The organism is Pseudomonas entomophila (genome assembly GCF_018417595.1).
In the GTDB taxonomy this organism is placed as follows: domain Bacteria; phylum Pseudomonadota; class Gammaproteobacteria; order Pseudomonadales; family Pseudomonadaceae; genus Aquipseudomonas; species Aquipseudomonas entomophila_C.
In genome coordinates this window covers 4,223,867-4,246,314 of sequence record NZ_CP070982.1, presented here as the reverse complement: position 1 = coordinate 4,246,314, position 22,448 = coordinate 4,223,867, and the positions used below count along the sequence as shown (strand labels likewise).

Below are 22,448 nucleotides of genomic sequence, written 5' to 3'. Positions count from 1 at the left end.
GTGGGTGGATCAGTGCAACTGGGCGACCTCGGTCACGCGGCGCGTGGCGAAGGTCGCGGTGCGGCAGCGCTCGGGTGAGAACGGCGCATAGTCGAGGCCGCATTCGGCGAGGTCTGCCGGCATGGGCAGGCCAAGCGCGCTGTGGCAGCACAGGCGCGACAGCGCCGGTGCGGTCTGGATGCCATAGCCGCCGAGGGCGGCGAGCCAGACGAAGGCGGGTTGTCGTGGGTCGGTGCCGACCACCGGGGTGCGATCGGCAACGAAGTTGCGCAAGCCGGCCCATCGGTTGACGATGCGCTTGGGGCGCAACTGGGTGGCCTGTTCCAGGCGATCGAGGGTGATGGCCAGGTCCAGTTCCTCGGGCTGCGCGTCGCAGGGCGCGGAAGGCGTCTCGTCACAGGGGGAGACGATCAGGCGGCCGGCCTCGGGCTTGATGAAGATGTCCTCGTCCAAGGTGCCCAGATAGGGGGTGTTGTGTACTTCGCAATGGGGGTCGACGACCAGCACGGTACGGCGCAGGGCCTGCAAGCCGATCGCCGGCACTTCGCAACGCTCGGCGCAGGTGTCCGCCCAGCTGCCGGCGGCATTGACGATCAGTCGGGCGTGCAAGGTGCTGCCATCACCGCAAAGCAGGCGCCACAACCCATCCCGGTGCTGGGCACCGAACAGCTCGCAGTCGCGACGTACCTCGCCGCCACGCTGGCGCAGGCCGGTCAGGTAGGCGCCATGGATGGCGTGTACATCGAGGTCGAAGGCGCCGGGTTCGTGGAGGCCGGCGCTCCAGCGCCCAGGGGCCAGATAGGGCGCGAGTGCCATCACTTGCTCGGCATCCGCCCAGCGTGCGTCGGGCACATGCTGGCGTACTGCCTCGAAGCGATGGCGCAGCTGCGCCTCGCGCTCGTGGGTGGCGACGATCAGTGCGCCGCGAGGTGACCACAACGGTGTGCTCGCCAGTCCGGCCGGTGGTGCTTCGAAGAAGCCTCGGGAAGCGCAGGTCAGTGCACGGATGTGCTGATTACCGTAGCTTTCCATGGAGATGGCCGCCGATCGCCCGGTGGTGTGGTAGGCCAGTTGGCGTTCCCGTTCGAGCAGGCAGACACGGCCATGTTCGGCCAGTTGGTAGGCTACCGAGACACCGGCGATACCACCCCCGATGACCACGAAATCGAAGCTCTGGCTCATGATGCGCGCGCCTCCTGGTGTTGGCTGGCCTTGCTCGGGCGGCTGTAGCCCAGGGCGAAGTAGGCGACGAGGCCGAAGATCAGCCCCCAGAAGGCGGCGGCGAGGCCGAGGAAGCTCATTCCCGACGCGGTGACCAGGAAGGTGATCAGCGCAGGTTCGCGCTGCTTCTCGTCGGCCATTGCGCCGGTGAGGCCGTTGGCGATGGCGCCGAACAGGGCAAGGCCGGCGAGGGCGGCGATCAGTTCTTTGGGCAGCGCGGAGAACACCGAGGCCAGGGTTGCGCCGAAGGTGCCCATCAGCAGGTAGATGGCGCCGCAGGCAATCCCGGCGATATAGCGCTTGTCCGGGTTTTCATGGGCTTCACGGCCGGTGCAGATGGCGGCGGTGATCGCTGCCAGGTTGACGCCGTGGCAAGCGAAGGGCGCCATCAGCAACGAACCGATGGCGGTGACCGACACGATCGGCCGGGCCGGGGTCTGGTAGCCGGAGGTGCGCAGCACGGCAATCCCAGGTACCGACTGGCCGGTGAGCGACACCAGGGCCAGTGGCAGCCCGATGTTGACGATGGCGTGCCAGTTCCACTCCGGGGTTGTCCAGACCGGCACGGTCATCTCCAGCACCAGCGCCTGGGTGTTCAGTTGGCCCAGCCCGGCGGCCAGCGCACAGCCGACGATCAGCACCGACAGGATCGCGTAGCGTGGCGAAAGGCGCTTGAACACCAGGTAGGCCACCAGCATCGACAGCACCAGCAGCGGCTGGACGCGAATCGAGCTGAACAGCTCGGCGCCGAAGCGGAACAGGATACCGGCCAGCATGGCGGCGGCGATGGCCTTGGGCAGGCGGTTCATGAGGCGATCGAAAGCGCCGCTCAATGCGACCACGGTAATCAGCAGCGAGGCGACGATATAGGCGCCGACCGCCTGTGCCAGGGACACGGTCGGCAGCATCGACACCAGCAGGGCGGCGCCGGGGGTCGACCAGGCGGTGATCACGGGCACCCGCAGTTTCCAGCTGAGCAGCAGGCCGGTCAGGCCGCTGCCGATGGAAATCGCCCAGATCCACGAGGCGGTGACCTCGTTGCTCAGCTGCGCCTGGTGGGCGGCCTGGAACACAATGATCAAGGGGCCGGCGTAGGAGATGATCACCGCGATGAGGCCGGCGACCAGCGCTGAGAGTGAAAAGTCCTTTCTGATGGTGTCCATGGTGCGTCCGGATTGGTGGGTCAGAGATGATTGATTCGATTGAGTCGAATGCAATTGACTCTATATCGATGCATTGATTTGTTTCAATAGGCTCAATGCAAAATCTCGCGTTTTAGTGGGCGGGTGTAGGTCGAAAGCCTTGTAGCGTTTATCAGGTCGAGCGCCGCCCGCGCGGCGCATCGCGGATGAATCCGCTCCTACATTCGTTGCAACGTGGCCATGACAGATAGGCCACGGTTGTTCGCCCCGCCCGGCTCACGCCATGCGCCAAGGCTGGCAACCATGGCCTCACAGGTGCGGCACGTTGCAACAGATGTAGGAGCGGATTCATCCGCGATGCGCCGCGCGGGCGGCGCTCGATCTGGAGAGCACTGAAAGACTACCGACGAACACCTTGAAAACGTCGGCTCCGAGAGGGCTCTGAATGACCCAATGTGAGCCTCATCACACACGTTGGATACAATTTGAATCGCTTAATGGATCGACTCAAGTCATGTGATATGATCAAAATACAATCATTTACCACTCGGTAGCCGTCTCATGTGGGTTCCTCAGATCAGCGAAAGCAACCAGCCAATGTACCTGTCCATCGCCGATGCGCTGGCCCGGGACATCGCCAGCGGGACGCTCAAGCGCGGGGAGCGCCTGCCAACCCTGCGTGAGCTGGCCGCCGCCCTGGACGTGACCCCCGGCACCATCAGCCGTGCCTACATCGAGGCCTCGCGCCGAGGGCTGGCGCAAGGCGAAGTGGGTCGTGGCACCTACGTGCTCGACCGGATCAGCGACAAGGCCGACGAGCGTTCCGCCACCAAGCCCGTGCAACGGCCACTGTTCACCACGGCAGGTTCGCCACGAGCCGAAGAACTCGACCTGTCGATCATCAAGCCCTACGGCCAGACCTTGCAGTACTGGCTGCGCAACGCGTTGGTCGAACTGGCCAACGCCAGCCACCTTGACCAGGCACTCGACTACACCCCCGATGGCGGCCATCCCCTGCACCGTGAAGCCGGCGCCCAGTGGCTGCGACACTGGCTGCCGGGTGCGCAGTGGCAACAGGTGGTCATCACCAGTGGTGCCCAGCACGGTCTGATGGTGGCAATCAGTGCCCTGACCGAGGCCGGCGACCTGGTGCTGTGCGAGTCGCTGTGCTACCCGGGCATCATTTCGGTTGCCCATGGGCTTGGCCGGCGCTTGCGTGGTGTTCCCATGGACGAGGAGGGGATCATCCCCGACGCCCTGCGCGAAATCTGCCAGCGCGAGAAACCGGCGATGCTGATCTGTGTGGCCACCTGCCAGAACCCGACCACCGCGATCATGTCCAACGCCCGGCGGGCGCAGATTGCCGCGTTGGCCGAAGAGTTCGACTTCCTGCTGCTCGACGATGACATCTACGGCTTCCTGGCCACCGACGCTGACACCCGGCCACTGAGCACCTTCGCCCCGGATCGCTCGATCTACCTCACCAGCCTGTCCAAGTCGGTGCTGCCGGCCCTGCGCATCGGCTACCTGTACAGCCCGCCGAAGCTGCTGTCCCGCTTGACCTCCATGGTGCGCAGCACGGTATGGATGCCGTCTCCGCTGACTGCGCAGCTGGCCAGCCATGTCATCGGCGAAGGCCTCGACAGCCAGTTGATCCGCATGCACCGGGCAGAAGCCGCCGAACGCCAGGCGATTGCCAGCGAAGTGTTCGGTGCGGGCGTGCTGCGCAGCCAACCCCATGGTTACCACGTCTGGCTGAACCTGCCGGAACAGTGGCGCAGCGACGAGTTCGCCTTGCTGGCCCGGGCCAATGGCGTGATCGTCATGAGCGGCAGCCAATTCCAAGTGGAGCGCAGCGGGGATCCGCGGGGGGTGAGGGTGGTGCTGATGTCACCCACCAGCCAGGAGGAATTGCGCTTTGCCCTGACACAGTTGGCAAGCTTGCTCGAGTCGGGCGACCCGAAGCGCTTCTATTGAACGATGCGGCCCGCCTGGCGGCGGGCCACGATCAGGCACTCAGAGTTCGGCTGTTTTCAGCTTCTCATCATCCCGCGGGCGGGGTGGGGTAGCGGCCAGTTCGCCGTTCAGGTTGCCCGTAACCTGGGCCCGAAGCGCCTGCTGCTCAAGCTTGGCCTGGGCTTTCTCTTTTACGTCGTCCTGGATGCGTCGGGCGATCTGTTCATCGATCCTCGCCTTCTGTTCCGGGGGCAGCGCGTTGTATTCATCCTCCGTCAGGCCCATCTCCTGGAGGAACTTCTCCTTGATCTTCTCCGCTGGCGACTTGGCCATGTAGTCGCGGAAGTCCTGTACGGCAGTGGATCCCTCCTGCTTACCGACGCTGGCCTGCTGACGGGCGGCAACGTCCGGGTTCTGCAGCATGACCATGAGCTTGGCGAAGGCTTCCTTGCGGTTGTCTTCGGCGTTCTGCTGCGAAGCACTGCCTTGGCTGTTCTGTTGCGCCGTGGCGTTGCCGGTTGCCGCGACCTGAAACGATGGCATGAAGGCGACCGGCGCCTGTTCGCTGCCGGTGCGGTTCTGGGGTTGCACGGCGGGCTGCCAGCCCAGGCCGGTTGGGGTGATCAGCATGTCTCCTCCTTGGATTGTTCGAAACAGCGCGACGAAAGTGGCAAAAGCTGTGCCAGTGCGGGCAGACGAGTGAAATAGGCCGCCTGGGCTATTCCGGTGCTCGGCTGCCGGGAATATGCTTGCCCACGAGAGGCACGTGATTGCCGACAGCGGCAATCACGAGGCATGTCGGCAGCTTCTTGACCGGGGCGCAGTTGCTGGGTGAAAAGGAGAGCGTCCATGAGTCACAGTCAAGCACCCGGGCCGGTACCGCCCGGCTTCAGTGAGCAACAGTTGCACACCTTGTTCGATCTGATCAGCGATGGCATCTGGGATTGGGATGCCAACAGTGGCTATGTCTACCGCAATCCGGGCTGGTACGCGATGCTGGGTTACCCCAACCATTCCATGGCCAATTCGGTGTTGACCTGGGAGAGCGTGATCCACCCGGAGGACTATCCCAAGGTCATGGCCCATTTCGAGGCCTATATCAATCAACACAGCGAACGCTACTGCATCGAATACCGCTGCCGCTGCCAGGATGGCAGCTACCTGTGGGTCGAGGACAGTGGCCATGTCATTGCCCGCAACGCGGATGGCTCGGTGGCACGCATGTTGGGCGCACATCGCAATATCGATGCAGGCAAGCGCCTGGTCGGCGAACTTCAGCAGCGCAACCAGTCGCTTGAAAGCCAGGTGGCCGAGCGCACTCGTGAGCTGTCCTGGGTCAACCAGCAGTTGCAGCGTCAGCTGGACGAGAACCGTGAGCTGGCCGAGCGAGATGCCTTGACTCGCACCGCCAACCGCTATCGCCTGGAAAAGACCCTGCAACAGGCCTGCGAGCGTGCCCAGCGCTTCCGCGAGCCGTTGGCGCTGATCGCCATGGACCTGGATGACTTCAAACCGATCAACGACCTCTACGGGCATGCCTGTGGCGACGCAGTGCTGGTCGACGTGTGCGAACGCATCCAGCACAGCCTGCGCCCCCAGGATCTGCTGGCGCGCTGGGGCGGAGACGAGTTCGTGGTGATGCTGCCCCAGGCCGGCTTGGGCGAGGCGCGGGAAGCCGCGCTGCGCATTCGCCAGGTCATGAACCGGCTACAGCCTGTGGGCAAACACCGGCTGACCCTGAGCTACGGCGTGGTGCAGTGGCAGGAAGGGGAAAACCCGCATGCCTTGCTGGCCCGCGCCGACCAGGCGCTGTACCGGGCCAAGGCGGCAGGCAAGAACGACGTCGCCGAATAAAAAGTGCCCGCTGCGCCTGGCGGCGCGGCGGGCAAAATCGGCCAGGGCCGCTTCAGTGTCTAGATGTGCAGGGCATGGCCGAGGGCGCGCAGTGCGGCCTCCTGCACGGCTTCGCCCAGGGTTGGGTGGGCGTGGATGGTGCCGGCGATGTCTTCCAGGCGCGCGCCCATTTCCAGCGATTGGGCAAAGGCGGTGGACAGCTCCGAGACCGCCACACCCACGGCCTGCCAACCCAGGATCAGATGGTTGTCACGGCGGGCCACCACGCGTACGAAACCACTTTTCGACTCAAGGCTCATGGCCCGGCCGTTGGCGGCGAAGGGGAATTGCGCGACCAGACAGTCCACGCCCTGTTGGCTGGCCTGCTCCGGGGTCTGGCCGACCACCACTACTTCCGGGTCGGTGAAACACACGGCGGCGATGGCGCTGGGCTCGAAACGCCGCGTCTTGCCGGCAATGATCTCGGCGACCATCTCGCCCTGGGCCATGGCCCGGTGCGCCAGCATCGGTTCGCCGGCCACGTCGCCGATGGCCCAGACGTTGCGCATGCTGGTCTGGCAACGCTCGTCGATGGCGATGGCGGCGCCGTTCATCTTCAGGTCCAGGCCTTCCAGGCCGAAGCCTTTGGTGCGTGGGCGGCGGCCCACGGCCACCAGTACCTGGTCGGCCTCCAGGCGCAGCTGCCCGCCCTGGTCATCGCTGGCCAGCAGGCAGCCGTCGGTATAGCCCTCGACGCTGTGCCCCAGGTACAGCGCAATACCAAGCTTCTTGATCGAGTCCGCCACCGGCGCGGTGAGTTCGGCGTCGTAGGTAGGTAGGATGCGCTCGCGTGCCTCCACCACGCTGACCTTGGCGCCGAGCTTGCGGTAGGCAATGCCCAGCTCCAGGCCGATATAGCCACCGCCGACCACCACCAGGTGCTGGGGCAGTGCCTTGGGCGCCAGGGCTTCGGTGGACGAGATGATCGGCCCGCCGATCGGCAGCATTGGCAGTTCGACGCTGCTGGAACCTGTGGCCAGCAGCAGGTGTTCGCACTGGATGCGTTGGCCATCGACTTCGACGCTCTTGCCGTCGAGGATATTCGCCCAGCCGTGGATCACCTTCACGCCGTGTTTCTTCAACAGGGCGGCGACACCGCTGGTGAGGCGGTCGACGATGCCGTCCTTCCACTCGACGCTGCGGGTGATGTCCAGGCGTGGCGAGGCCACGCTGATACCCAGCGGCGACGGTTCGGTGAAGCGGCTGGCCTGGTGGAACTGCTCGGCCACATGGATCAGCGCCTTGGAGGGGATGCAGCCGATGTTCAGGCAGGTGCCGCCCAGCGCCTGGCCTTCGACCAGCACGGTGGGAATGCCCAGTTGCCCGGCGCGGATGGCGGCCACGTAGCCGCCGGGGCCGCCGCCGATGATCAGCAGGGTGGTGTTGATAATCGGTTGCATGATCACTCCACGAACAGGCAGGCGGGTTGTTCCAGCAGGCCGCGCACGGCCTGGATGAACAGGGCGGCGTCCATGCCGTCGACCACGCGGTGGTCGAACGAGCTGGACAGGTTCATCATCTTGCGCACGACGATCTGGCCGTCGATCACCACCGGCCGTTCGACCATGCGGTTGACACCAACGATCGCCACTTCCGGGGTATTGACCACCGGGGTGCTGACGATGCCACCCAGCGCGCCAAGGCTGGTCAGGGTGATAGTCGAACCGGACAGCTCTTCACGGGTGGCCTTGTTGTTGCGCGCGGCATGGGCGACGCGGGCGATCTCGCTGGCGTTGCTCCACAGGCTGCCGGCTTCGGCGTGGCGCAGCACCGGCACCATCAGGCCGTTGTCACCTTGCGTGGCGATGCCCACATGCACCGCGCCGTGGCGGGTGATGACCTGGGCTTCGTCATCGTAGGTGGCGTTGATCTGCGGGAAGTCGCGCAGGGCGACGACCATGGCGCGTACTAGGAACGGCAGCAGGGTCAGCTTGCCGCGGCTCTCGCCATGCTTGGCGTTGAGCTGCTGGCGCAGGGCTTCCAGGTTGGTGACGTCGATTTCCTCGACGTAGCTGAAGTGGGCGACACGGCGCTTGGCGTCCTGCATGCGCTGGGCGATCTTGCGGCGCAGGCCGATCACCGGCACCTGTTCGCTGTCGGTGCGCTTGCCATAACCGCCTGGCGCCTGGCCGGCGCTGGTCTGCGGCTTGCTGATGAAGGCGTCGAGGTCTTCGTGCAGGATGCGCCCGGCCGGGCCGCTGCCATGCACATAGCGCAGCTCGATGCCGGCATCCAGGGCACGCTTGCGCACGGCGGGGGAGGCCAGCGGTTTGTCGTGGGCCTCGCGTGGCACGATGGGCGCGGCGGTGTGATTCGCGCTTGCCGAGGGCTGCGGTTCAAGGCGCGCCTCGGGCTTGGTTTCGGCCTTGACCGGCGCGGGTGCCGGCTCGGCCGGCTTGGCCTGAGGCGTGTCGACATGGTTGCCGCTGCCTTCGACCTCGATGCGGATCAGCTCGCTGCCGACCGCCATCACTTCACCTGGCTGGCCGCCCAGGGCCAGCACCTTGCCGCTGACCGGCGAAGGGATTTCCACGGTGGCCTTGTCGGTCATGACATCGGCCACCACCTGGTCCTCGGCGATCACATCGCCGACCTTGACGAACCATTCCACCAACTCGACCTGCGCGATGCCTTCGCCGATGTCCGGCATCTTGATGACGTGCGTGCCCATTCAGACCTCCATGACCCGTTTCAATGCCGCGCCTACCCGCGAAGGGCCGGGGAAGTAGGCCCATTCCTGTGCGTGGGGGTAGGGGGTGTCCCAACCGGTGACGCGCTCGATCGGCGCTTCGAGGTGATGGAAGCAGTGCTCCTGGACCAGCGACACCAGTTCGGCGCCGAAACCGCAGGTGCGGGTGGCCTCGTGCACGACCACGCAGCGGCCGGTCTTCTTCACCGACGCGACGATGGTCTCCAGGTCCAGCGGCCAGAGGCTGCGCAGGTCGATGACCTCGGCGTCGACGCCGGACTCTTCGGCGGCCACCTGCGAGACATACACGGTGGTGCCGTAGGTCAGCACGGTGACGTCATTGCCGGGGCGGGTGATCGCCGCCTTGTCCAGCGGCACGTTGTAGTAGCCATCCGGCACGGCGCTGTGCGGGTGCTTGGACCACGGCGTTACCGGGCGGTCGTGATGGCCGTCGAACGGGCCGTTGTAGAGGCGCTTGGGTTCGAGGAAGATCACCGGGTCGTCGCATTCGATAGAGGCGATCAGCAGGCCCTTGGCGTCGTAAGGGTTGGAGGGCATCACGGTGCGCAGGCCGCAGACCTGGGTGAACATCGCCTCCGGGCTCTGGCTGTGGGTCTGGCCGCCATAGATACCGCCACCGCAAGGCATGCGTAGCGTGAGCGGGGAGATGAACTCGCCGGCCGAGCGATAACGCAGGCGGGCCATCTCCGAGACGATCTGGTCGGAGGCGGGGTAGAAGTAGTCGGCGAACTGGATCTCGACCACCGGGCGCAGGCCGTAGGCGCCCATGCCCACGGCGGTGCCGACGATGCCGCTCTCGGAGATCGGCGCGTCGAACACGCGCGACTTGCCGTATTTGGTCTGCAGGCCTTCGGTACAGCGGAACACACCGCCGAAGTAGCCAACGTCCTGGCCATAGACCACCACGTTGTCATCGCGCTCGAGCATGACATCCATGGCCGAGCGCAGGGCCTGGATCATGGTCATGGTGGTGGTGGACATGGCGTTTTCCAGATGGATGCTGTTGTTGTGATCGTTCATCTCAGACCCCCAGTTCCTGGCGCTGACGGCGCAGGTGGTCGGGCATTTCCTTGTACACATCCTCGAACATCGAGGCGGCGCTGGGGATATGGCCATTGCTCAGGGTACCGAACTGCTCGGCGTCCTTCTGCGCCTTGATCACCTCGGCCTCAAGCTCGGCGCTGACCGCCTGGTGCTCTTCTTCGGACCAGTGGCCGGCCTTGATCAGGTGCTGCTTCAGGCGCGCGATCGGGTCGCCCAGCGGGAAGTGGCTCCAGTCGTCGGCGGGGCGGTACTTCGATGGGTCGTCCGAGGTCGAGTGCGGGCCGGCGCGGTAGGTGACCCACTCGATCAGCGTCGGGCCCAGGCCGCGGCGGGCGCGTTCGGCGGCCCAGCGCGAGGCGGCGTAGACCGCGATGAAGTCGTTGCCGTCCACCCGCAGCGAGGCGATGCCGCAACCCACGCCACGGCCGGCGAAGGTGGTCGATTCGCCCCCGGCGATGGCCTGGAAGGTGGAGATCGCCCACTGGTTGTTGACCACGTTGAGGATCACCGGCGCGCGGTAGACGTGGGCGAAGGTCAGGGCGGTGTGGAAGTCGGACTCGGCGGTGGCGCCGTCGCCGATCCACGCTGAAGCGATTTTCGTGTCGCCCTTGATCGCCGAGGCCATGGCCCAGCCGACCGCCTGGACGAACTGGGTGGCCAGGTTGCCGCTGATGGTGAAGAAACCGGCCTCGCGCACCGAGTACATGATCGGCAGCTGGCGGCCCTTGAGCGGGTCGCGGGTGTTGGACAGCAACTGGCAGATCATCTCCACCAGCGACACCTCGCGGGCCATCAGGATGCTCTGCTGGCGGTAGGTGGGGAAGCACATGTCGGTGCGGTTCAGGGCCAGGGCCTGGCCGCTGCCGATGGCCTCCTCGCCCAGGCTCTGCATGTAGAAGGACATTTTCTTCTGGCGCTGGGCGACCACCATGCGGCTGTCGAAGATGCGCGTCTTGAGCATGGCGCGCATGCCTTGGCGCAGCACCTCGGGGGCGATGCCCTCGGCCCAGGGGCCGACAGCATTGCCGTGCTCGTCGAGCACGCGCACGAGGCTGCCGGAGAGGTCGGCGGTATCGGCGGGTTCGACATCGATCGGGGGCTTGCGGACTTGACCCGCGTCGTTCAGGCGCAGGTAGGAGAAATCGGTCTGGCAGCCTGGCCGGCCTGTAGGCTCGGGCACATGCAGACGCAGGGGGGCGTACTCGTTCATGCTTTTTACGCTCGCTCGAATGTTGTTTTTGTGAGCTTTGAAGCGGCCGCCGCTGAGTACCGGCTTGTGACTGGTAAGTCAGCGTCTTTTACATCATAGGGGGACGGCGGGAGAATTTTTCTCTCAAGTTCGTTGCGTTTATTCGGCGGCGCAGATAAACATTCCGTATAAACACAAAAACCAGGTGAATTTGTCTCATGCGCAAACTGGATCGCACCGATATCGGCATCCTCAACAACCTTCAGGAAAACGCGCGGATCACCAACGCTGAGCTGGCGCGTTCGGTCAATCTCTCGCCCACACCCTGCTTCAACCGGGTCAAGGCCATGGAGGAGCTGGGGGTGATCCGCCAGCAGGTGACGTTGCTGGCGCCCGAGGTGCTGGGGCTGGACGTGAATGTGTTCATCCATGTCAGCCTGGAGAAGCAGGTGGAGCAGTCGCTGCACCGTTTCGAGGAGGAGATTGCCGAGCGTCCGGAGGTGATGGAGTGCTACCTGATGACCGGCGACCCGGACTACCTGCTGCGGGTGTTGCTGCCGAGCATCCAGGCGCTGGAGCGGTTTCTCGATTACCTGACGCGCTTGCCGGGGGTGGCCAACATTCGTTCCAGCTTTGCCTTGAAACAGGTGCGTTACAAGACCGCATTACCGTTGCCGGCCAATGGCATGACATTGCGTGAGCAATAACCTGGGCTGGCCCTTTCGCGGGTTTACCCGCGCATAGTGCGCCACGGAATCGGGGTGCTTGATATTTTAAACACCCCAGGCCTATGTTGTGCTCGTCGCCATTCCCGGCATGCGAAAACAACAAGAAGGACAGCGTCATGACGACCGAAGGCCCGCGCAACCAGGCAGAGCACCTGAAGGGCATCGACGAGATCGAATGTGTCACCCCGGACCTCAATGGCGTTCCACGCGGCAAGGTGATGACCGCCGAAGGCTTTCTCGAGGGCCGCCGCCTGCAGATGGCGCGCGGTGTGCTGCTGCAGTGCATCATGGGTGGTTACCCACCGGCGCGGTTCTACGGCAGTGATGACGGTGACCTGGCGCTGGTGGCCGATCCTGAGCAGGTTCATCGCCTGCCTTGGAGCGATGAGCCTCGCGCCCTGGCCATTTGTGACGCGGTGGAACTCGATGGCACGCCGTCTGGCCTGTCCAGCCGCGGCCAGCTCAAGGCAGTGATCGCCCGATACGCCGAGCGTGGGTTGGTGCCTGTGGTAGCCACCGAGCTGGAGTTCTTCGTCTTCGCACCGAACCACGACCCGAGCCAGCCCTTCCAGCCGCCGCTGGGCAAGGACGGTCGCCGGGAAATGGGCCACTCGGCCTTCAGCGTCAGTTCCAACAATGGTCTGCGTCCCTTCTTCAACGAGGTCTACCGCTGTATGGCGGCGTTGGGCCTGCCGCGCGACACCTTCATGCACGAGATGGGTGTCAGCCAGTTCGAGATCAACCTGCTGCACGGCGACCCGCTGCTGCTGGCCGACCAGACCTTCCTGTTCAAGCACCTGCTCAAGGAGGTGGCGCTGCGTCACGGGCTGACCGTGGTGTGCATGGCCAAGCCGCTGGCGCATACCCCCGGCAGCTCGATGCACATTCACCAGAGCCTGGTGGACATCGCCACCGGGCGCAATGTGTTCAGCGACGAGCAGGGCAGGGCGACCGACACCTTCCACCATTTCATCGGCGGCTTGCAGGCGTGCCTGGCCGACTTCACCGTGCTCTTCGCGCCGAACGTCAACTCTTACCAGCGCCTGTGTCACCCCTACGCATCGCCCAACAATGCCTGCTGGTCCGAGGACAACCGTGCGGCCGGGTTGCGCATTCCGGCCAGTTCGCCGGCGGCGCGACGGGTCGAGAACCGTTTGCCGGGCGCTGACGCCAACCCTTACCTGGCCATCGCCGCCAGCCTGGCTGCGGGCTTGCATGGCATCGAGCGGCAGATCGCTCCGGCAGCGGCGATCCAGGGTGAGTTCGAGGTGCCAGAGCACCTGAGCCTGCCTTGCACCTTGCATGCGGCGTTGGAGCGCCTCAAGCGCAGTGAGCTGGCGCGGGAATTGTTCGGCCGGGAGTTCATCGAAGGCTACATCGCCACCAAGACCCTGGAGCTGACCGATTTCTTCGACGAGATCACACCCTGGGAGCGGCGCGTGCTGGCGGCACAGGCCTGAGCGCGACACGACCCTCTCTGGATGCGCCCCCGGCGGCCACTTTCACCGCCGGGGGCCTGCGTCGCGACGGATTTGCCCTTATGCTTGGCTGCAACCCAACGCCACCTGATCAAGGAGCTTGACGGGACGTATGCGAAACATCTGGAAGCCGTTTCAGTCGCTGTACTTTGCCGCCCTGATGATGTTGATCGGCTCGGGCTTGCTCAGCACCTACCTGGCGCTGCGCCTGGCCGCGGACCATGTCGACAGCCTGTGGGTCGGCGCGCTGATGGCGGCCAACTACTTCGGCCTGGCAGTCGGTGGCAAGGTAGGGCACCGGTTGATCGGTCGGGTCGGGCATATCCGTGCCTATGCCACCTGTGCCGGCATCGTTGGCGCGGCGGTGCTCGGGCATGGCCTGACCAGTTGGCTGCCGGCCTGGGTCGGGCTGCGGATGATCGTTGGCCTGGGGATGATGTGCCAGTACATGGTCATCGAGAGCTGGCTCAACGAGCAGGCCGATGCCAAGCACCGTGGCGCGGTATTCAGCGGCTACATGATCGCCTCGTATCTGGGGTTGGTGCTCGGTCAGCTGATTCTCGTCGTGCACCCGCAGCTGGGGCCGGAGCTGCTGATGCTGGTGGCCATGTGCTTCGCCCTGTGCCTGGTGCCGGTGGCGATGACCCGGCGCATCCACCCCGCGCCCTTGCGCCCGGCACCGATGGAACCGAAGTTCTTCATCAAGCGGGTGCCGCAATCGCTGTCCACGGTGCTTGGCTCGGGCCTTATCGTGGGTTCTTTCTACGGTCTGGCACCGTTGTATGCAGCCAACCAGGGGCTGAGCACCGAGCAGATCGGCTTGTTCATGGGTAGCTGCATCTTTGCCGGGTTGGTGGTGCAGTGGCCGCTGGGTTGGCTGTCCGACCGATATGACCGCGCGGTATTGATCCGTGGCGCGGCCATTGGCCTGGCGCTGGCCTCGGCGCCCTTGGCGATCCTGCCAGGCGTGCCGTTGGAGCTGTTGTTTGCCATCGGTTTCGTCATTTCGCTGTTGCAGTTCTGCCTGTATCCGCTGGCAGTGGCCTTTTCCAACGACCATGTGGAGAGCGAGCGACGGGTATCGCTCACGGCCATGCTGCTGGTCACCTACGGCGTGGGGGCCTGTATCGGGCCTTTGGTGGCCGGGGTGCTGATGAAGCTGCTGGGGCCGCAGATGCTGTATGCCTTCTTCCTGTTCTTTGCCCTGGTGCTGGTCTGGCGTATCCGGCCCAAGGCGGTCACCGGGTTGCACCAGGTGCAGGACGCGCCGCTGGGGCACGTGGCCATGCCGGCGGCGGGTTCGCCGTTGTCGGCGGCGCTCGATCCACGGGTCGACGAGCAGACGGTGCAGGAGGTGATGCAGGCGCCGGTGGCGGCAGAAGATACCGAAGAGGATGACAAGGGTTCGGTGTAGGAGCGGCTTCAGCCGCGATCACCCGCGAAGCGGGTGCCAGATACCGCATCGCCTGTATCGCGGCTAAAGCCGTTCCTACAGAGGTCTGGGCAAATGAAAACGCCACCCGATGGGTGGCGTTTCTGCGTTCAGCGGCCGATCAATAGTCGTCTTTATCGAAGCGCCGCGCCTCGCGCTGCAATTGGTACACGAAGCTTTCGATCTTGCGCTGCGCCTGGCCATTGAGGTTGTGGAAGCGCACACCGGCGAAGGTGGTGTTGATGCGCTCCTCGAAATGCAAGTGGCGCAGCTCGACCATGGTGTCGCTCAGGCCCAGCGGGTTGCCGGCCTTGAAGCGTTCGTAGACCTGGCCCAGTTGCAGGCGATCTTCGACATTGCCGTCGAAGCGCAGCTTGCAACCGGTGGCGGAGATGTCCAGCAGCTTGCCGCGCAGGGCGCCATTGCCCTTGAGGTGGGTGCCGTCGAGGACGATGTCGACCAGTTGCGAAAGCTTCAAGGCGGCGCGGAAGGCACTGCGGCGCTGGTGGTAGGTGACTTCTTCAGGCAGCGGGCCGCGGTAGCAGCGGTGACCGTCGATTGCGCTGACGGTCAGCGGGGTGTTGCATTCCCAGGCGATGCGTACACCGTCGTGGAAGCCTTCGACGCGGAACGGTTCGCCGTTCTCGATGTATTTTTCGCCGTCGCGCGGGATCATTTCGTCCAGCGCCAGGGCGTTGCTGTCCCGGTCGACGTGCACCACGTAGCTCTGGAACCGCTGGCTGCGCTCGTGGAAGCTGATGATCAGCGGGTCGTGGCTCTCCAGCAGCTGGCGCAGGTTGGCCGCAATCTCCAGAGGCGTGGTGAGCACCTTTGGCGGCTGGGGAGCATCGGATTCATTGAACACGGGTTATCAATCTCCAGGCAAAAACGACACACGCAAGTAACGGCATTTTGCCAGTATGTTCCGTGCCTTGATAGAACTAATCACACCTGACCAAGCGCCTGGGGCCTGTCCATTGGCGAAGTGGTGCCACGGCTGTCGTAGAGCGACGGAGAATCGCCGCCCATGAGGATTCTGATCTGGTTGGCCGTGGCGTACTGCTGTACCTGGATGATCCGGCCATTGGTCTCGTTGACCTTCTGGCAGGCATCCATCAACTGGGTGAGCACATCGAGTTGTTGCAGGATGATCTCGCCGTTGGGCGACTGTGCGGCCACCGCCTGCACACCGGCGCGGTCGGCGGTGAGGCCGAGGCTGGCGAGCAGCTGGTTGCGCCGCAGGCCCTGCTGCTCGAGCAACACGATCAACGACTGCTTGCGGGCCAGGATCTGTTCCAGCATTCCCATTTCCCGGCCATGCAGGGCCACCGCTTCCTTTTGTAGAAGGTCGAGCAGTTCCTGCGTGGGTGCGATGTCATCTTCGATCAATTGCAGCAGAGTGATGTCGTGCATGGCTAACTCTTGGCTTGTTGCGTCCTTGAAGTCAGCGCGCCTGGAGGTCAGCGCTGGGCTTCGAAATCGAGCAGTTTGCTGGCGACCCGGCCGGCATCGACCTTGTAGCTGCCGTCGGCGATCGCCTGTTTCAACTCGGCCACGCGGGCGCTGTTGACTGCCGGCTGATCGCGCAGCTTGTCGCTGATCTTCTGCAACTGCTGTGCCTCTTGGCTGAGGTGTACCGCTTCTCCGCTGGCATTGGCCTGTTTGGGCGCGACGTTTGCGGCGCCGGCCTTGTCAGCCTGGCCGGCCGCGGCATTGCCACGCACGCCGCCCGTGACGGACGGAGAATTATTCAAACGACTGAAGTCGATGACCATGATCAGAACCTCTGGGTATTTGGACGCATGCCTGGTTTTCGGCCAACCCGAAAGAAACTTTAGGCAGGAATGCATCACCGCCGGTCAGTTGGCTTGCGTAACCCGATTTCCGACACAGTTTAGGGGGAGTGCCTACTCACCGCCAGCTTTCTGTCGTCTTCCTGTCGCCCTTTTCCCCTACATGGCCACCTCGACCTGGCCGGGGCCGGTCACCCGCGCCTTGACCACCCGCTTGGAGTTCAGGTTGCGCACCCGGATCTGCGCTTCCAAGCCGCCCCTGTCCAGCGCTTCGCCGGGCATGCGCACGCTGAGGCCGCCACTGCGGGCGACGATCACCACCTGGTCGCCCTTGCGGATCACATCGGCCTGCTCCATGTGCTGCTGGGTGAGCACCTGGTCGAGCACGGTGGGGCGCACCAGCTTCATGCCCACGGCCTGTTCCAGCTGGGTGAGGTAACCTTGCGTCAGGGTGCCCACGTCGCGCTCGCGCAGGGCGACATCGCCCTGGTCGATCACGCTTTCACGCTTGAGCGGGCGGGTCATCACCACGACTTCGCGTAGCAGGCGTACTTGGGCCGGCACGAATACCGTCCAGGGCGCGGTGCCGTCGCAACGCACCTTGACCGTGACCCGCCCCAGCGGTGTCGGGCTCTCCAGTGAAGCGTCCAGCTGTTGGCTGCACAATGGCATGCGCAGGCGCGGGTCGAGGGTGTTGACCTGAATGTCGTAGCGGCCCTGGGTCTGGGTGGTTGCCAGATAATCCTCTACGGTGAATTCAAGAAACCCCTGGGTGACACCGATAAGCTGTTCAGGCAAGGTAAACGCATCCGCCAGCGTGCGAACGCCGGGTGCCAGCAGGCACATCGCGGCGAGCGAGCCGGTCAGCAGGTGCGTCAGTCGTCGGAAAAATGTCGTTTTCGTGTACATGACGCTCAAAAAAGCAAAGCCCGTGCCGACTTGGTAAACAGGCAATCGTTGAAGGAGACTGGCATGGCTGGAGTGATGGATTCGGTCAACCAGCGCACGCAACTGGTGGGGCAGAATCGCCTGGAGCTGCTGTTGTTTCGCCTCAATGGCGAACAGCTCTACGGCATCAATGTGTTCAAGGTCCGGGAAGTGCTGCAGTGTCCGGAACTGACGCTGCTGCCCAGGTCCCACCCAGTGGTGCGCGGCGTGGCCAATATTCGCGGGGCGACCATCCCGATCCTGGACCTGTCGATGGCGACCGGGCTGCCAGGGCTGCAGGAAGAAACGCGCAACAGTTTCGTGATCATCACCGAGTACAACACCAAGACCCAGGGCTTCCTGGTGCACTCGGTCGAACGCATCGTCAACATGAACTGGGAAGAGATCCACCCGCCACCCAAGGGCACCGGGCGTGATCACTACCTCACCGCTGTGACCCGGGTCGACAATCGCATGGTCGAGATCATCGATGTGGAGAAGGTGCTGGCGGAAGTGGCACCGTCGTCCGAGTCGGTGTCGGCGGGGGTGGTGGATGCCGAGGTGCAGGACAAGGCCGTGATGCTGCGGGTGCTGACCGTCGACGACTCGTCGGTGGCGCGCAAGCAGGTCAGCCGTTGCCTGCAGACCGTGGGGGTCGAGGTGGTGGCGCTCAACGACGGTCGCCAGGCCCTGGACTACCTGCGTAAGCTGGTGGACGAGGGCAAGCGTCCGGAGGATGAGTTCCTCATGATGATCTCGGATATTGAAATGCCAGAGATGGACGGCTATACCCTGACCGCTGAGATTCGCAGCGATCCGCGCATGCAAAAGCTGCACATCTGCCTGCATACTTCGTTGTCCGGGGTATTCAACCAGGCGATGGTCAAGAAGGTCGGTGCCGATGACTTCCTGGCCAAGTTCAGGCCGGATGATCTCGCTCAGCGCGTGGTCGACCGGATCAAGGCGTCCCATTGAAACGGCCGGGGCCTGTCCCCGGCGCTAGCGATTTAGAAAGAGGCGGCAGCATTGTCTACGGGTAATTTGGATTTCGAACAGTTCCGGGTCTTCCTGGAGAAAGCCTGTGGCATCCTGCTGGGCGAGAATAAGCAGTACCTGGTCTCCAGCCGTCTCAACAAGCTGATGGAGCAGCAGGGCATCAAGTCCCTTGGCGAGCTGGTGCAGCGCATCCAGGCGCAGCCACGGGGCGGCCTGCGCGAACAGGTGGTCGATGCCATGACCACCAACGAGACGCTGTGGTTCCGCGACACCTATCCGTTCGAAGTGCTCAAGAACAAGGTGATCCCGGAGTTCATCAAGAACAACCCGGGCCAGCGCCTGCGCATCTGGTCGGCGGCCTGTTCGTCGGGGCAGGAGCCGTATTCGATCTCGATGTCGATCGATGAGTTCGAGCGCACCAACCTCGGCCAGCTGAAGATGGGCGCGCAGATCGTCGCCACTGACCTTTCCGGTGCCATGCTCAACAACTGCAAGACCGGCGAGTACGACAGCCTGGCCATTGCCCGCGGCTTGTCCCAGGAGCGCCTGCAGCGCTACTTCGACACCAAGGGGCCTGGGCGCTGGGCGATCAAGCCGCCGATCCGCAGCCGCGTCGAGTTCCGCTCCTATAACCTGCTCGACAGCTACGCGCCGCTGGGCAAGTTCGACATCGTGTTCTGCCGCAACGTGCTGATCTACTTCTCGGCCCAGGTCAAGAAGGACATCCTGATGCGTATTCACAGCACGCTGAAACCGGGCGGGTACCTGTTCCTGGGTGCCTCCGAGGCGCTCAACGGGTTGCCGGACCATTACCAGATGGTGCAGTGCAGCCCGGGCATCATCTACCAGGCCAAGTAAGGCTGGATGAGGCAAAAAAAGGCCGGTATCTCGCGATACCGGCCTTTTTTATTGGCCAATCGGGTGGTTCGCCTGTAGGAACGGCTTTAGCCGCGATGCGGGCGACGCGGTGCCTGGCACCCGCTTCGCGGGTGATCGCGGCTGAAGCCGCTCCTACAGAGGGGGCGTTGCATCAATGGGTTCAGAAGTCGTAGCGCACCTTGGCCGAGAACACGTCGGCATCGAAGCCTGACTTGCCGACGTAGTCGTAGTTCAACCCGACGGTGACCGCGCCCAGCTTGTAGTCGGCGCCCACGCCGGCCTCGTAGCTGTTGCGCGCGGTGCTGGCGCCGTTGGTCACGAACGGTGTGCCGCCCACCAGGAAGGTCGAGGTGTTCTGCACCTTGTCGGCGGCGAAGTCGTGATAGGTCATCAGCTTGAACTGCGGTTCCAGGGTGCCGGCACCCAGGGCATAGCTACCTGCCAGGCGCACGCCGGCGCCCAGCTCGATGGCTTCGTAGCGCTGGTCTTCGAGCTTCAGTGCGGCGGACGAGCCTTTCTCCTTGTAGCCATCGATGTCGACGCGGTTGTAGCGCGCGGCCAGGCGCGGTTCGACCAGCCATTGCGAGCTGGCCTGCCAGGTGTAGCCGGCGATCAGGTTCAGGCCCAGTTGCTTGCTGTCGTAGTCGGACTTGGCGCGGGTGCTGGCGATGTCGCGCTTGCCTTCGTTGTCGTTGAAGCCGTAGGTGAGGTTGCCGTCGACGAAGTAGTTGCCCAGCTCATAGCCGCCGTACAGGGTGAAGGCGTGGCCCTCGACGTCGGTCTTGCTGCCGCTTTTGCCGTTGACGTCGGTATTGATGAAGCTGTACGCCACGCCCAGGGTCAACTGGTCGTCGAGCTTGCCGTCGGCACCGACGGCGATGCCGCGGCTGTAGGCGTTGTAGCCGGCGATGCCGTCGCGGCGTTGCTGGGTGGCGTCGCTGTACAGGGTCTGCACCCACACGCCGGTGTCCTTGAGCGTGTCGCCCGAGGCGACCCCGCGCAGGCCGCTGGTGCGGTTGAGGGTGATGTTGGTGATCAGGCGCTGGCTGGCGGTGGCGGCCTGGCGGGCGCCGTCGCTGACGTCCGGGGCCAGTTGCTCGGCCAGTCTGGTCAGTTGTGCTTCGTCGGCTTGCGAGGCGATGCGCAGCAGTGGGTCGTCCTTGCTCAATAGCGCCAGCAGGCCGGAACCGGTTAGCCCGTTCAGGGCATGCTGGGCGTTGTTGTCGCCGCCTTGTTCCTGGACCATCTGGTCGATGGCCTGTTCCGACTTGGTGTTGACCTCGACATAGACCTTATTGTCTTCCAGGGTGCTGGTGCGCACGTTCAGCAGCGCCGATGTGCTGACCACCTTGGGCTTGCCGTTGGGGTCTACGGCCTGGCCGCTGGCGTCGAGCACCTGGACCTGCCCGGCCTCGAGCAGCAGATAGCGCCCGCCAGTGGGCAGGTAGTCTTCGCTCTCGGGGGCCAGCGCGATTCGTGCATCCTGGCCGAACTCGGCAATACCGCTGACCTTGAGCACGGGCAGGGCTGGGTTGCTCTCCTCGCTCAGGTACAGGCCCAGCGAAGAGTGGTCAGCAACCCGCAGGTTGCCTTCGAGGTTAATCTGTTGGCTGTCCAGGTTGAAGGTGATCGGAGGCTCGTCGGCGCTGCCGACCTCGAGCCAGCCGCCATCGCGCAAGCGGATGTTGCCCTGAGAGGGGTAGTAGGCGCCATAACTGGCATTACCCTCGACTTCGATGTTGGCCAGGCCATTGAGGTCGCCCAGGATATCGCTGCCCTCGCGCATGATCAGCTCTACCGGGCGGTTGCTGGTGGTGGCATCGACAGCCACCCTGGACCAGATCCGGCCGCTGTTGAAGATGTTCAGGTCGCCGTTGGCCTTGTATTGCGGCTGCAGGCCCGGCCCGTCATAGGCGACATTGCCGACCTTGATCGCGATGTTGCCGGCAGTGATCCTTCCGGTGTTGACCACATGGTTGCCGATGCCGCCGACCAGGGTGGTGCCGTCCAGGTTGATGCCGATCGATTCCTGCGCCCCGATGTACAGCAGGCCGGTGTTGGTCACGCCGGCCAGGACGCTGCCGGTGGTGGCATCGATACCGATTGCGCTGGGGCCGACGACATTGATTTCGCCATTGTTGATGACCCGCCCTTCAAGGCTCGCGCCAGCGAGGTCGATACCGCGCGATTGCGTGCCGTTGCTGACGATGCGCGCGCCATTGGCATTGATCAGGTCGCCATTGATGACCGTGCGACCGCCATTGTGAGTGCTCAAGTCGATGGCGGCCTTCGGTGGGGCGAAAGGCCCCGAGGTCATATCACCGCCTGCCTGCAGCAGTCCTTCGTTGACCAGGTCGCCGTCGAGCACGGTCGCGCTGATCTTCAGGGCGGAGCCTTGCGCGCTGGTGGTCTTCACGATGCCGCGGTTATAGAAGTAGCCGTTGAGTTCGCTGTCGGCAATACGGATGCCGTCGACCCCGCTCTTCGAACCGAAGGTGTTGCCTTTGTTGGCGTTGATCGCGCTATCGAACGCCAGGTCACCCTGCACCTTGGCATCGACCAGGTCGATGGCGGTGCGGAAGATGTCGGTGGAACTCCCGGTGAATGTGAGATCGTCGCCGTAGGTCTGGTGCTGGCTGCTATAGCCGGCATCCGTCAGGACGATGGTCTGGGGGGCGGGTACTGCCAAGGCAGGCAGAGGGCTGGCGCCGATGGTCAGGGCCAGCAGGGTCTTGCGGAAGGTGGGCGCAGGCACGTTTTCGTTCCTTGGAAATCGTCTTGGGAAGCGGCGCGCATCCATGCGTGACGGGAGGTCTGCAATCCTCTCGGGAGTGGCCTTCGGGCACGCCTCTGCGCGGGGAGCGAATCCTATCCCAGGTAGTGGCACATTGACACTTCTATTGACGTCAATTTTTTGATTTGCCGCTTTTGCCGCCTGTCATTTGCCGCTCGCGCCCCACGAGGCGGAAGCACTTTGCCGCTTTTCTGGCAGCTGCCGGGCGACAGAAAGGGCGAGAGGCCAGTATTTATCGGGGATTTATTGGTTGGCACAACCCTTGC

Annotated in this window: 19 protein-coding genes; 7 read left to right on the top strand and 12 right to left on the bottom strand. The window is 64.1% G+C overall.

The genetic code is table 11. The features are described from left to right. Positions 1-9: 9 nt before the first annotated feature. Together JYG34_RS18420 and JYG34_RS18415 are read right to left on the bottom strand one after the other, a co-directional pair. Entirely contained in the window at positions 10-1,182 is a 1,173-nt protein-coding gene (locus JYG34_RS18420; RefSeq protein WP_213657764.1) for an NAD(P)/FAD-dependent oxidoreductase, read from the bottom strand. Further along, a complete protein-coding gene (locus JYG34_RS18415; RefSeq protein WP_213657763.1) occupies positions 1,179-2,384 on the bottom strand; it encodes a benzoate/H(+) symporter BenE family transporter in 1,206 nt (401 codons plus the stop codon). Before JYG34_RS18415 ends, JYG34_RS18420 begins: the two co-directional genes overlap by 4 nt. Before the next feature lie 540 nt (positions 2,385-2,924). On the opposite strand from JYG34_RS18415, the gene JYG34_RS18410 reads away from it, so the two are divergent. Beyond that, positions 2,925-4,340, top strand: coding sequence for a PLP-dependent aminotransferase family protein (locus tag JYG34_RS18410; RefSeq protein WP_213657762.1), 1,416 nt, complete (start codon positions 2,925-2,927; stop codon positions 4,338-4,340). 39 nt (positions 4,341-4,379) lie between these two features. Here JYG34_RS18410 and JYG34_RS18405 read toward each other — a convergent pair whose 3' ends face one another. Continuing rightward, a complete protein-coding gene (locus JYG34_RS18405) occupies positions 4,380-4,949 on the bottom strand; it encodes a hypothetical protein (protein ID WP_213657761.1) in 570 nt (189 codons plus the stop codon). A gap of 219 nt (positions 4,950-5,168) precedes the next feature. On the opposite strand from JYG34_RS18405, the gene JYG34_RS18400 reads away from it, so the two are divergent. Beyond that, positions 5,169-6,173, top strand: a complete 1,005-nt coding sequence (locus tag JYG34_RS18400) for a sensor domain-containing diguanylate cyclase (RefSeq protein WP_213657760.1) — start codon at positions 5,169-5,171, stop codon at positions 6,171-6,173. 59 nt (positions 6,174-6,232) lie between these two features. Here the strand turns inward: JYG34_RS18400 and lpdA are convergent, their stop codons facing one another. From lpdA to JYG34_RS18380, 4 genes are read right to left on the bottom strand one after another with little or no spacing between them, the layout of a single operon-like run. Then, positions 6,233-7,612: a dihydrolipoyl dehydrogenase gene (lpdA, locus tag JYG34_RS18395; protein WP_213657759.1), complete on the bottom strand. Its 1,380-nt coding sequence runs from the start codon at positions 7,610-7,612 to the stop codon at positions 6,233-6,235. 2 nt (positions 7,613-7,614) lie between these two features. Beyond that, positions 7,615-8,883 carry a dihydrolipoamide acetyltransferase family protein gene (locus JYG34_RS18390; protein ID WP_213657758.1) on the bottom strand — a complete coding sequence of 423 codons (1,269 nt, stop codon included), beginning with the start codon at positions 8,881-8,883 and terminating at the stop codon, positions 7,615-7,617. Next, on the bottom strand, positions 8,884-9,942 hold the full coding sequence (locus tag JYG34_RS18385) for an alpha-ketoacid dehydrogenase subunit beta (RefSeq protein ID WP_104445054.1): 1,059 nt from the start codon (positions 9,940-9,942) through the stop codon (positions 8,884-8,886). Position 9,943: 1 nt separating this feature from the next. Next, entirely contained in the window at positions 9,944-11,176 is a 1,233-nt protein-coding gene (locus JYG34_RS18380) for a 3-methyl-2-oxobutanoate dehydrogenase (2-methylpropanoyl-transferring) subunit alpha (RefSeq protein WP_213657757.1), read from the bottom strand. Positions 11,177-11,373: 197 nt separating this feature from the next. Here JYG34_RS18380 and bkdR point away from each other — a divergent pair, with 197 nt between their 5' ends. From bkdR to JYG34_RS18365, 3 genes are all read left to right on the top strand, one after another. Further along, the gene (gene bkdR / locus JYG34_RS18375; protein ID WP_213657756.1) at positions 11,374-11,862 is read left to right on the top strand and encodes a Bkd operon transcriptional regulator BkdR; all 489 of its coding nucleotides are present in this window, start codon (positions 11,374-11,376) and stop codon (positions 11,860-11,862) included. 239 nt (positions 11,863-12,101) lie between these two features. Then, entirely contained in the window at positions 12,102-13,343 is a 1,242-nt protein-coding gene (locus tag JYG34_RS18370; protein ID WP_213661219.1) for a glutamine synthetase family protein, read from the top strand. A gap of 130 nt (positions 13,344-13,473) precedes the next feature. Beyond that, entirely contained in the window at positions 13,474-14,775 is a 1,302-nt protein-coding gene (locus JYG34_RS18365; protein WP_213657755.1) for an MFS transporter, read from the top strand. A gap of 139 nt (positions 14,776-14,914) precedes the next feature. Here JYG34_RS18365 and JYG34_RS18360 read toward each other — a convergent pair whose 3' ends face one another. The 4 genes from JYG34_RS18360 to flgA all read right to left on the bottom strand — a co-directional run bounded on the left by JYG34_RS18360 (position 14,915) and on the right by flgA (position 17,495). After that, entirely contained in the window at positions 14,915-15,658 is a 744-nt protein-coding gene (locus JYG34_RS18360) for a flagellar brake protein (protein ID WP_213657754.1), read from the bottom strand. Between the two features lie 80 nt (positions 15,659-15,738). Next, the gene (locus JYG34_RS18355; RefSeq protein WP_213657753.1) at positions 15,739-16,206 is read right to left on the bottom strand and encodes a flagella synthesis protein FlgN; all 468 of its coding nucleotides are present in this window, start codon (positions 16,204-16,206) and stop codon (positions 15,739-15,741) included. A gap of 47 nt (positions 16,207-16,253) precedes the next feature. Further along, the gene (gene flgM, locus JYG34_RS18350) at positions 16,254-16,568 is read right to left on the bottom strand and encodes a flagellar biosynthesis anti-sigma factor FlgM (RefSeq protein ID WP_213657752.1); all 315 of its coding nucleotides are present in this window, start codon (positions 16,566-16,568) and stop codon (positions 16,254-16,256) included. Between the two features lie 177 nt (positions 16,569-16,745). Then, the gene (flgA, locus tag JYG34_RS18345) at positions 16,746-17,495 is read right to left on the bottom strand and encodes a flagellar basal body P-ring formation chaperone FlgA (protein ID WP_213657751.1); all 750 of its coding nucleotides are present in this window, start codon (positions 17,493-17,495) and stop codon (positions 16,746-16,748) included. 63 nt (positions 17,496-17,558) lie between these two features. On the opposite strand from flgA, the gene JYG34_RS18340 reads away from it, so the two are divergent. Both JYG34_RS18340 and cheR read left to right on the top strand, forming a co-directional pair. Beyond that, positions 17,559-18,488, top strand: coding sequence for a chemotaxis protein CheV (locus JYG34_RS18340; RefSeq protein ID WP_213657750.1), 930 nt, complete (start codon positions 17,559-17,561; stop codon positions 18,486-18,488). A 51-nt stretch (positions 18,489-18,539) separates the two neighbouring features. Beyond that, positions 18,540-19,367 (top strand): protein-glutamate O-methyltransferase CheR, encoded by an 828-nt coding sequence (cheR, locus tag JYG34_RS18335; RefSeq protein WP_011534936.1) that lies wholly within the window; start codon positions 18,540-18,542, stop codon positions 19,365-19,367. Positions 19,368-19,548: 181 nt separating this feature from the next. On the opposite strand, the gene JYG34_RS18330 is transcribed toward cheR, so the two are convergent. Next, on the bottom strand, positions 19,549-22,143 hold the full coding sequence (locus tag JYG34_RS18330; RefSeq protein WP_249746180.1) for an autotransporter outer membrane beta-barrel domain-containing protein: 2,595 nt from the start codon (positions 22,141-22,143) through the stop codon (positions 19,549-19,551). Between the last annotated feature and the right edge of the window lie 305 nt (positions 22,144-22,448).

What these genes read in the sequence shown, in the direction of transcription:
- JYG34_RS18420 (WP_213657764.1), bottom strand. Translation starts at nt 1,182, where the DNA reads ATGAGCCAGAGCTTCGATTTCGTGGTCATCGGGGGTGGTATCGCCGGT.
- JYG34_RS18415 (WP_213657763.1), bottom strand. Translation starts at nt 2,384, where the DNA reads ATGGACACCATCAGAAAGGACTTTTCACTCTCAGCGCTGGTCGCCGGC.
- JYG34_RS18410 (WP_213657762.1), top strand. Translation starts at nt 2,925, where the DNA reads ATGTGGGTTCCTCAGATCAGCGAAAGCAACCAGCCAATGTACCTGTCC.
- JYG34_RS18405 (WP_213657761.1), bottom strand. Translation starts at nt 4,949, where the DNA reads ATGCTGATCACCCCAACCGGCCTGGGCTGGCAGCCCGCCGTGCAACCC.
- JYG34_RS18400 (WP_213657760.1), top strand. Translation starts at nt 5,169, where the DNA reads ATGAGTCACAGTCAAGCACCCGGGCCGGTACCGCCCGGCTTCAGTGAG.
- lpdA (WP_213657759.1), bottom strand. Translation starts at nt 7,612, where the DNA reads ATGCAACCGATTATCAACACCACCCTGCTGATCATCGGCGGCGGCCCC.
- JYG34_RS18390 (WP_213657758.1), bottom strand. Translation starts at nt 8,883, where the DNA reads ATGGGCACGCACGTCATCAAGATGCCGGACATCGGCGAAGGCATCGCG.
- JYG34_RS18385 (WP_104445054.1), bottom strand. Translation starts at nt 9,942, where the DNA reads ATGAACGATCACAACAACAGCATCCATCTGGAAAACGCCATGTCCACC.
- JYG34_RS18380 (WP_213657757.1), bottom strand. Translation starts at nt 11,176, where the DNA reads ATGAACGAGTACGCCCCCCTGCGTCTGCATGTGCCCGAGCCTACAGGC.
- bkdR (WP_213657756.1), top strand. Translation starts at nt 11,374, where the DNA reads ATGCGCAAACTGGATCGCACCGATATCGGCATCCTCAACAACCTTCAG.
- JYG34_RS18370 (WP_213661219.1), top strand. Translation starts at nt 12,102, where the DNA reads ATGACCGCCGAAGGCTTTCTCGAGGGCCGCCGCCTGCAGATGGCGCGC.
- JYG34_RS18365 (WP_213657755.1), top strand. Translation starts at nt 13,474, where the DNA reads ATGCGAAACATCTGGAAGCCGTTTCAGTCGCTGTACTTTGCCGCCCTG.
- JYG34_RS18355 (WP_213657753.1), bottom strand. Translation starts at nt 16,206, where the DNA reads ATGCACGACATCACTCTGCTGCAATTGATCGAAGATGACATCGCACCC.
- flgM (WP_213657752.1), bottom strand. Translation starts at nt 16,568, where the DNA reads ATGGTCATCGACTTCAGTCGTTTGAATAATTCTCCGTCCGTCACGGGC.
- flgA (WP_213657751.1), bottom strand. Translation starts at nt 17,495, where the DNA reads ATGTACACGAAAACGACATTTTTCCGACGACTGACGCACCTGCTGACC.
- JYG34_RS18340 (WP_213657750.1), top strand. Translation starts at nt 17,559, where the DNA reads ATGGCTGGAGTGATGGATTCGGTCAACCAGCGCACGCAACTGGTGGGG.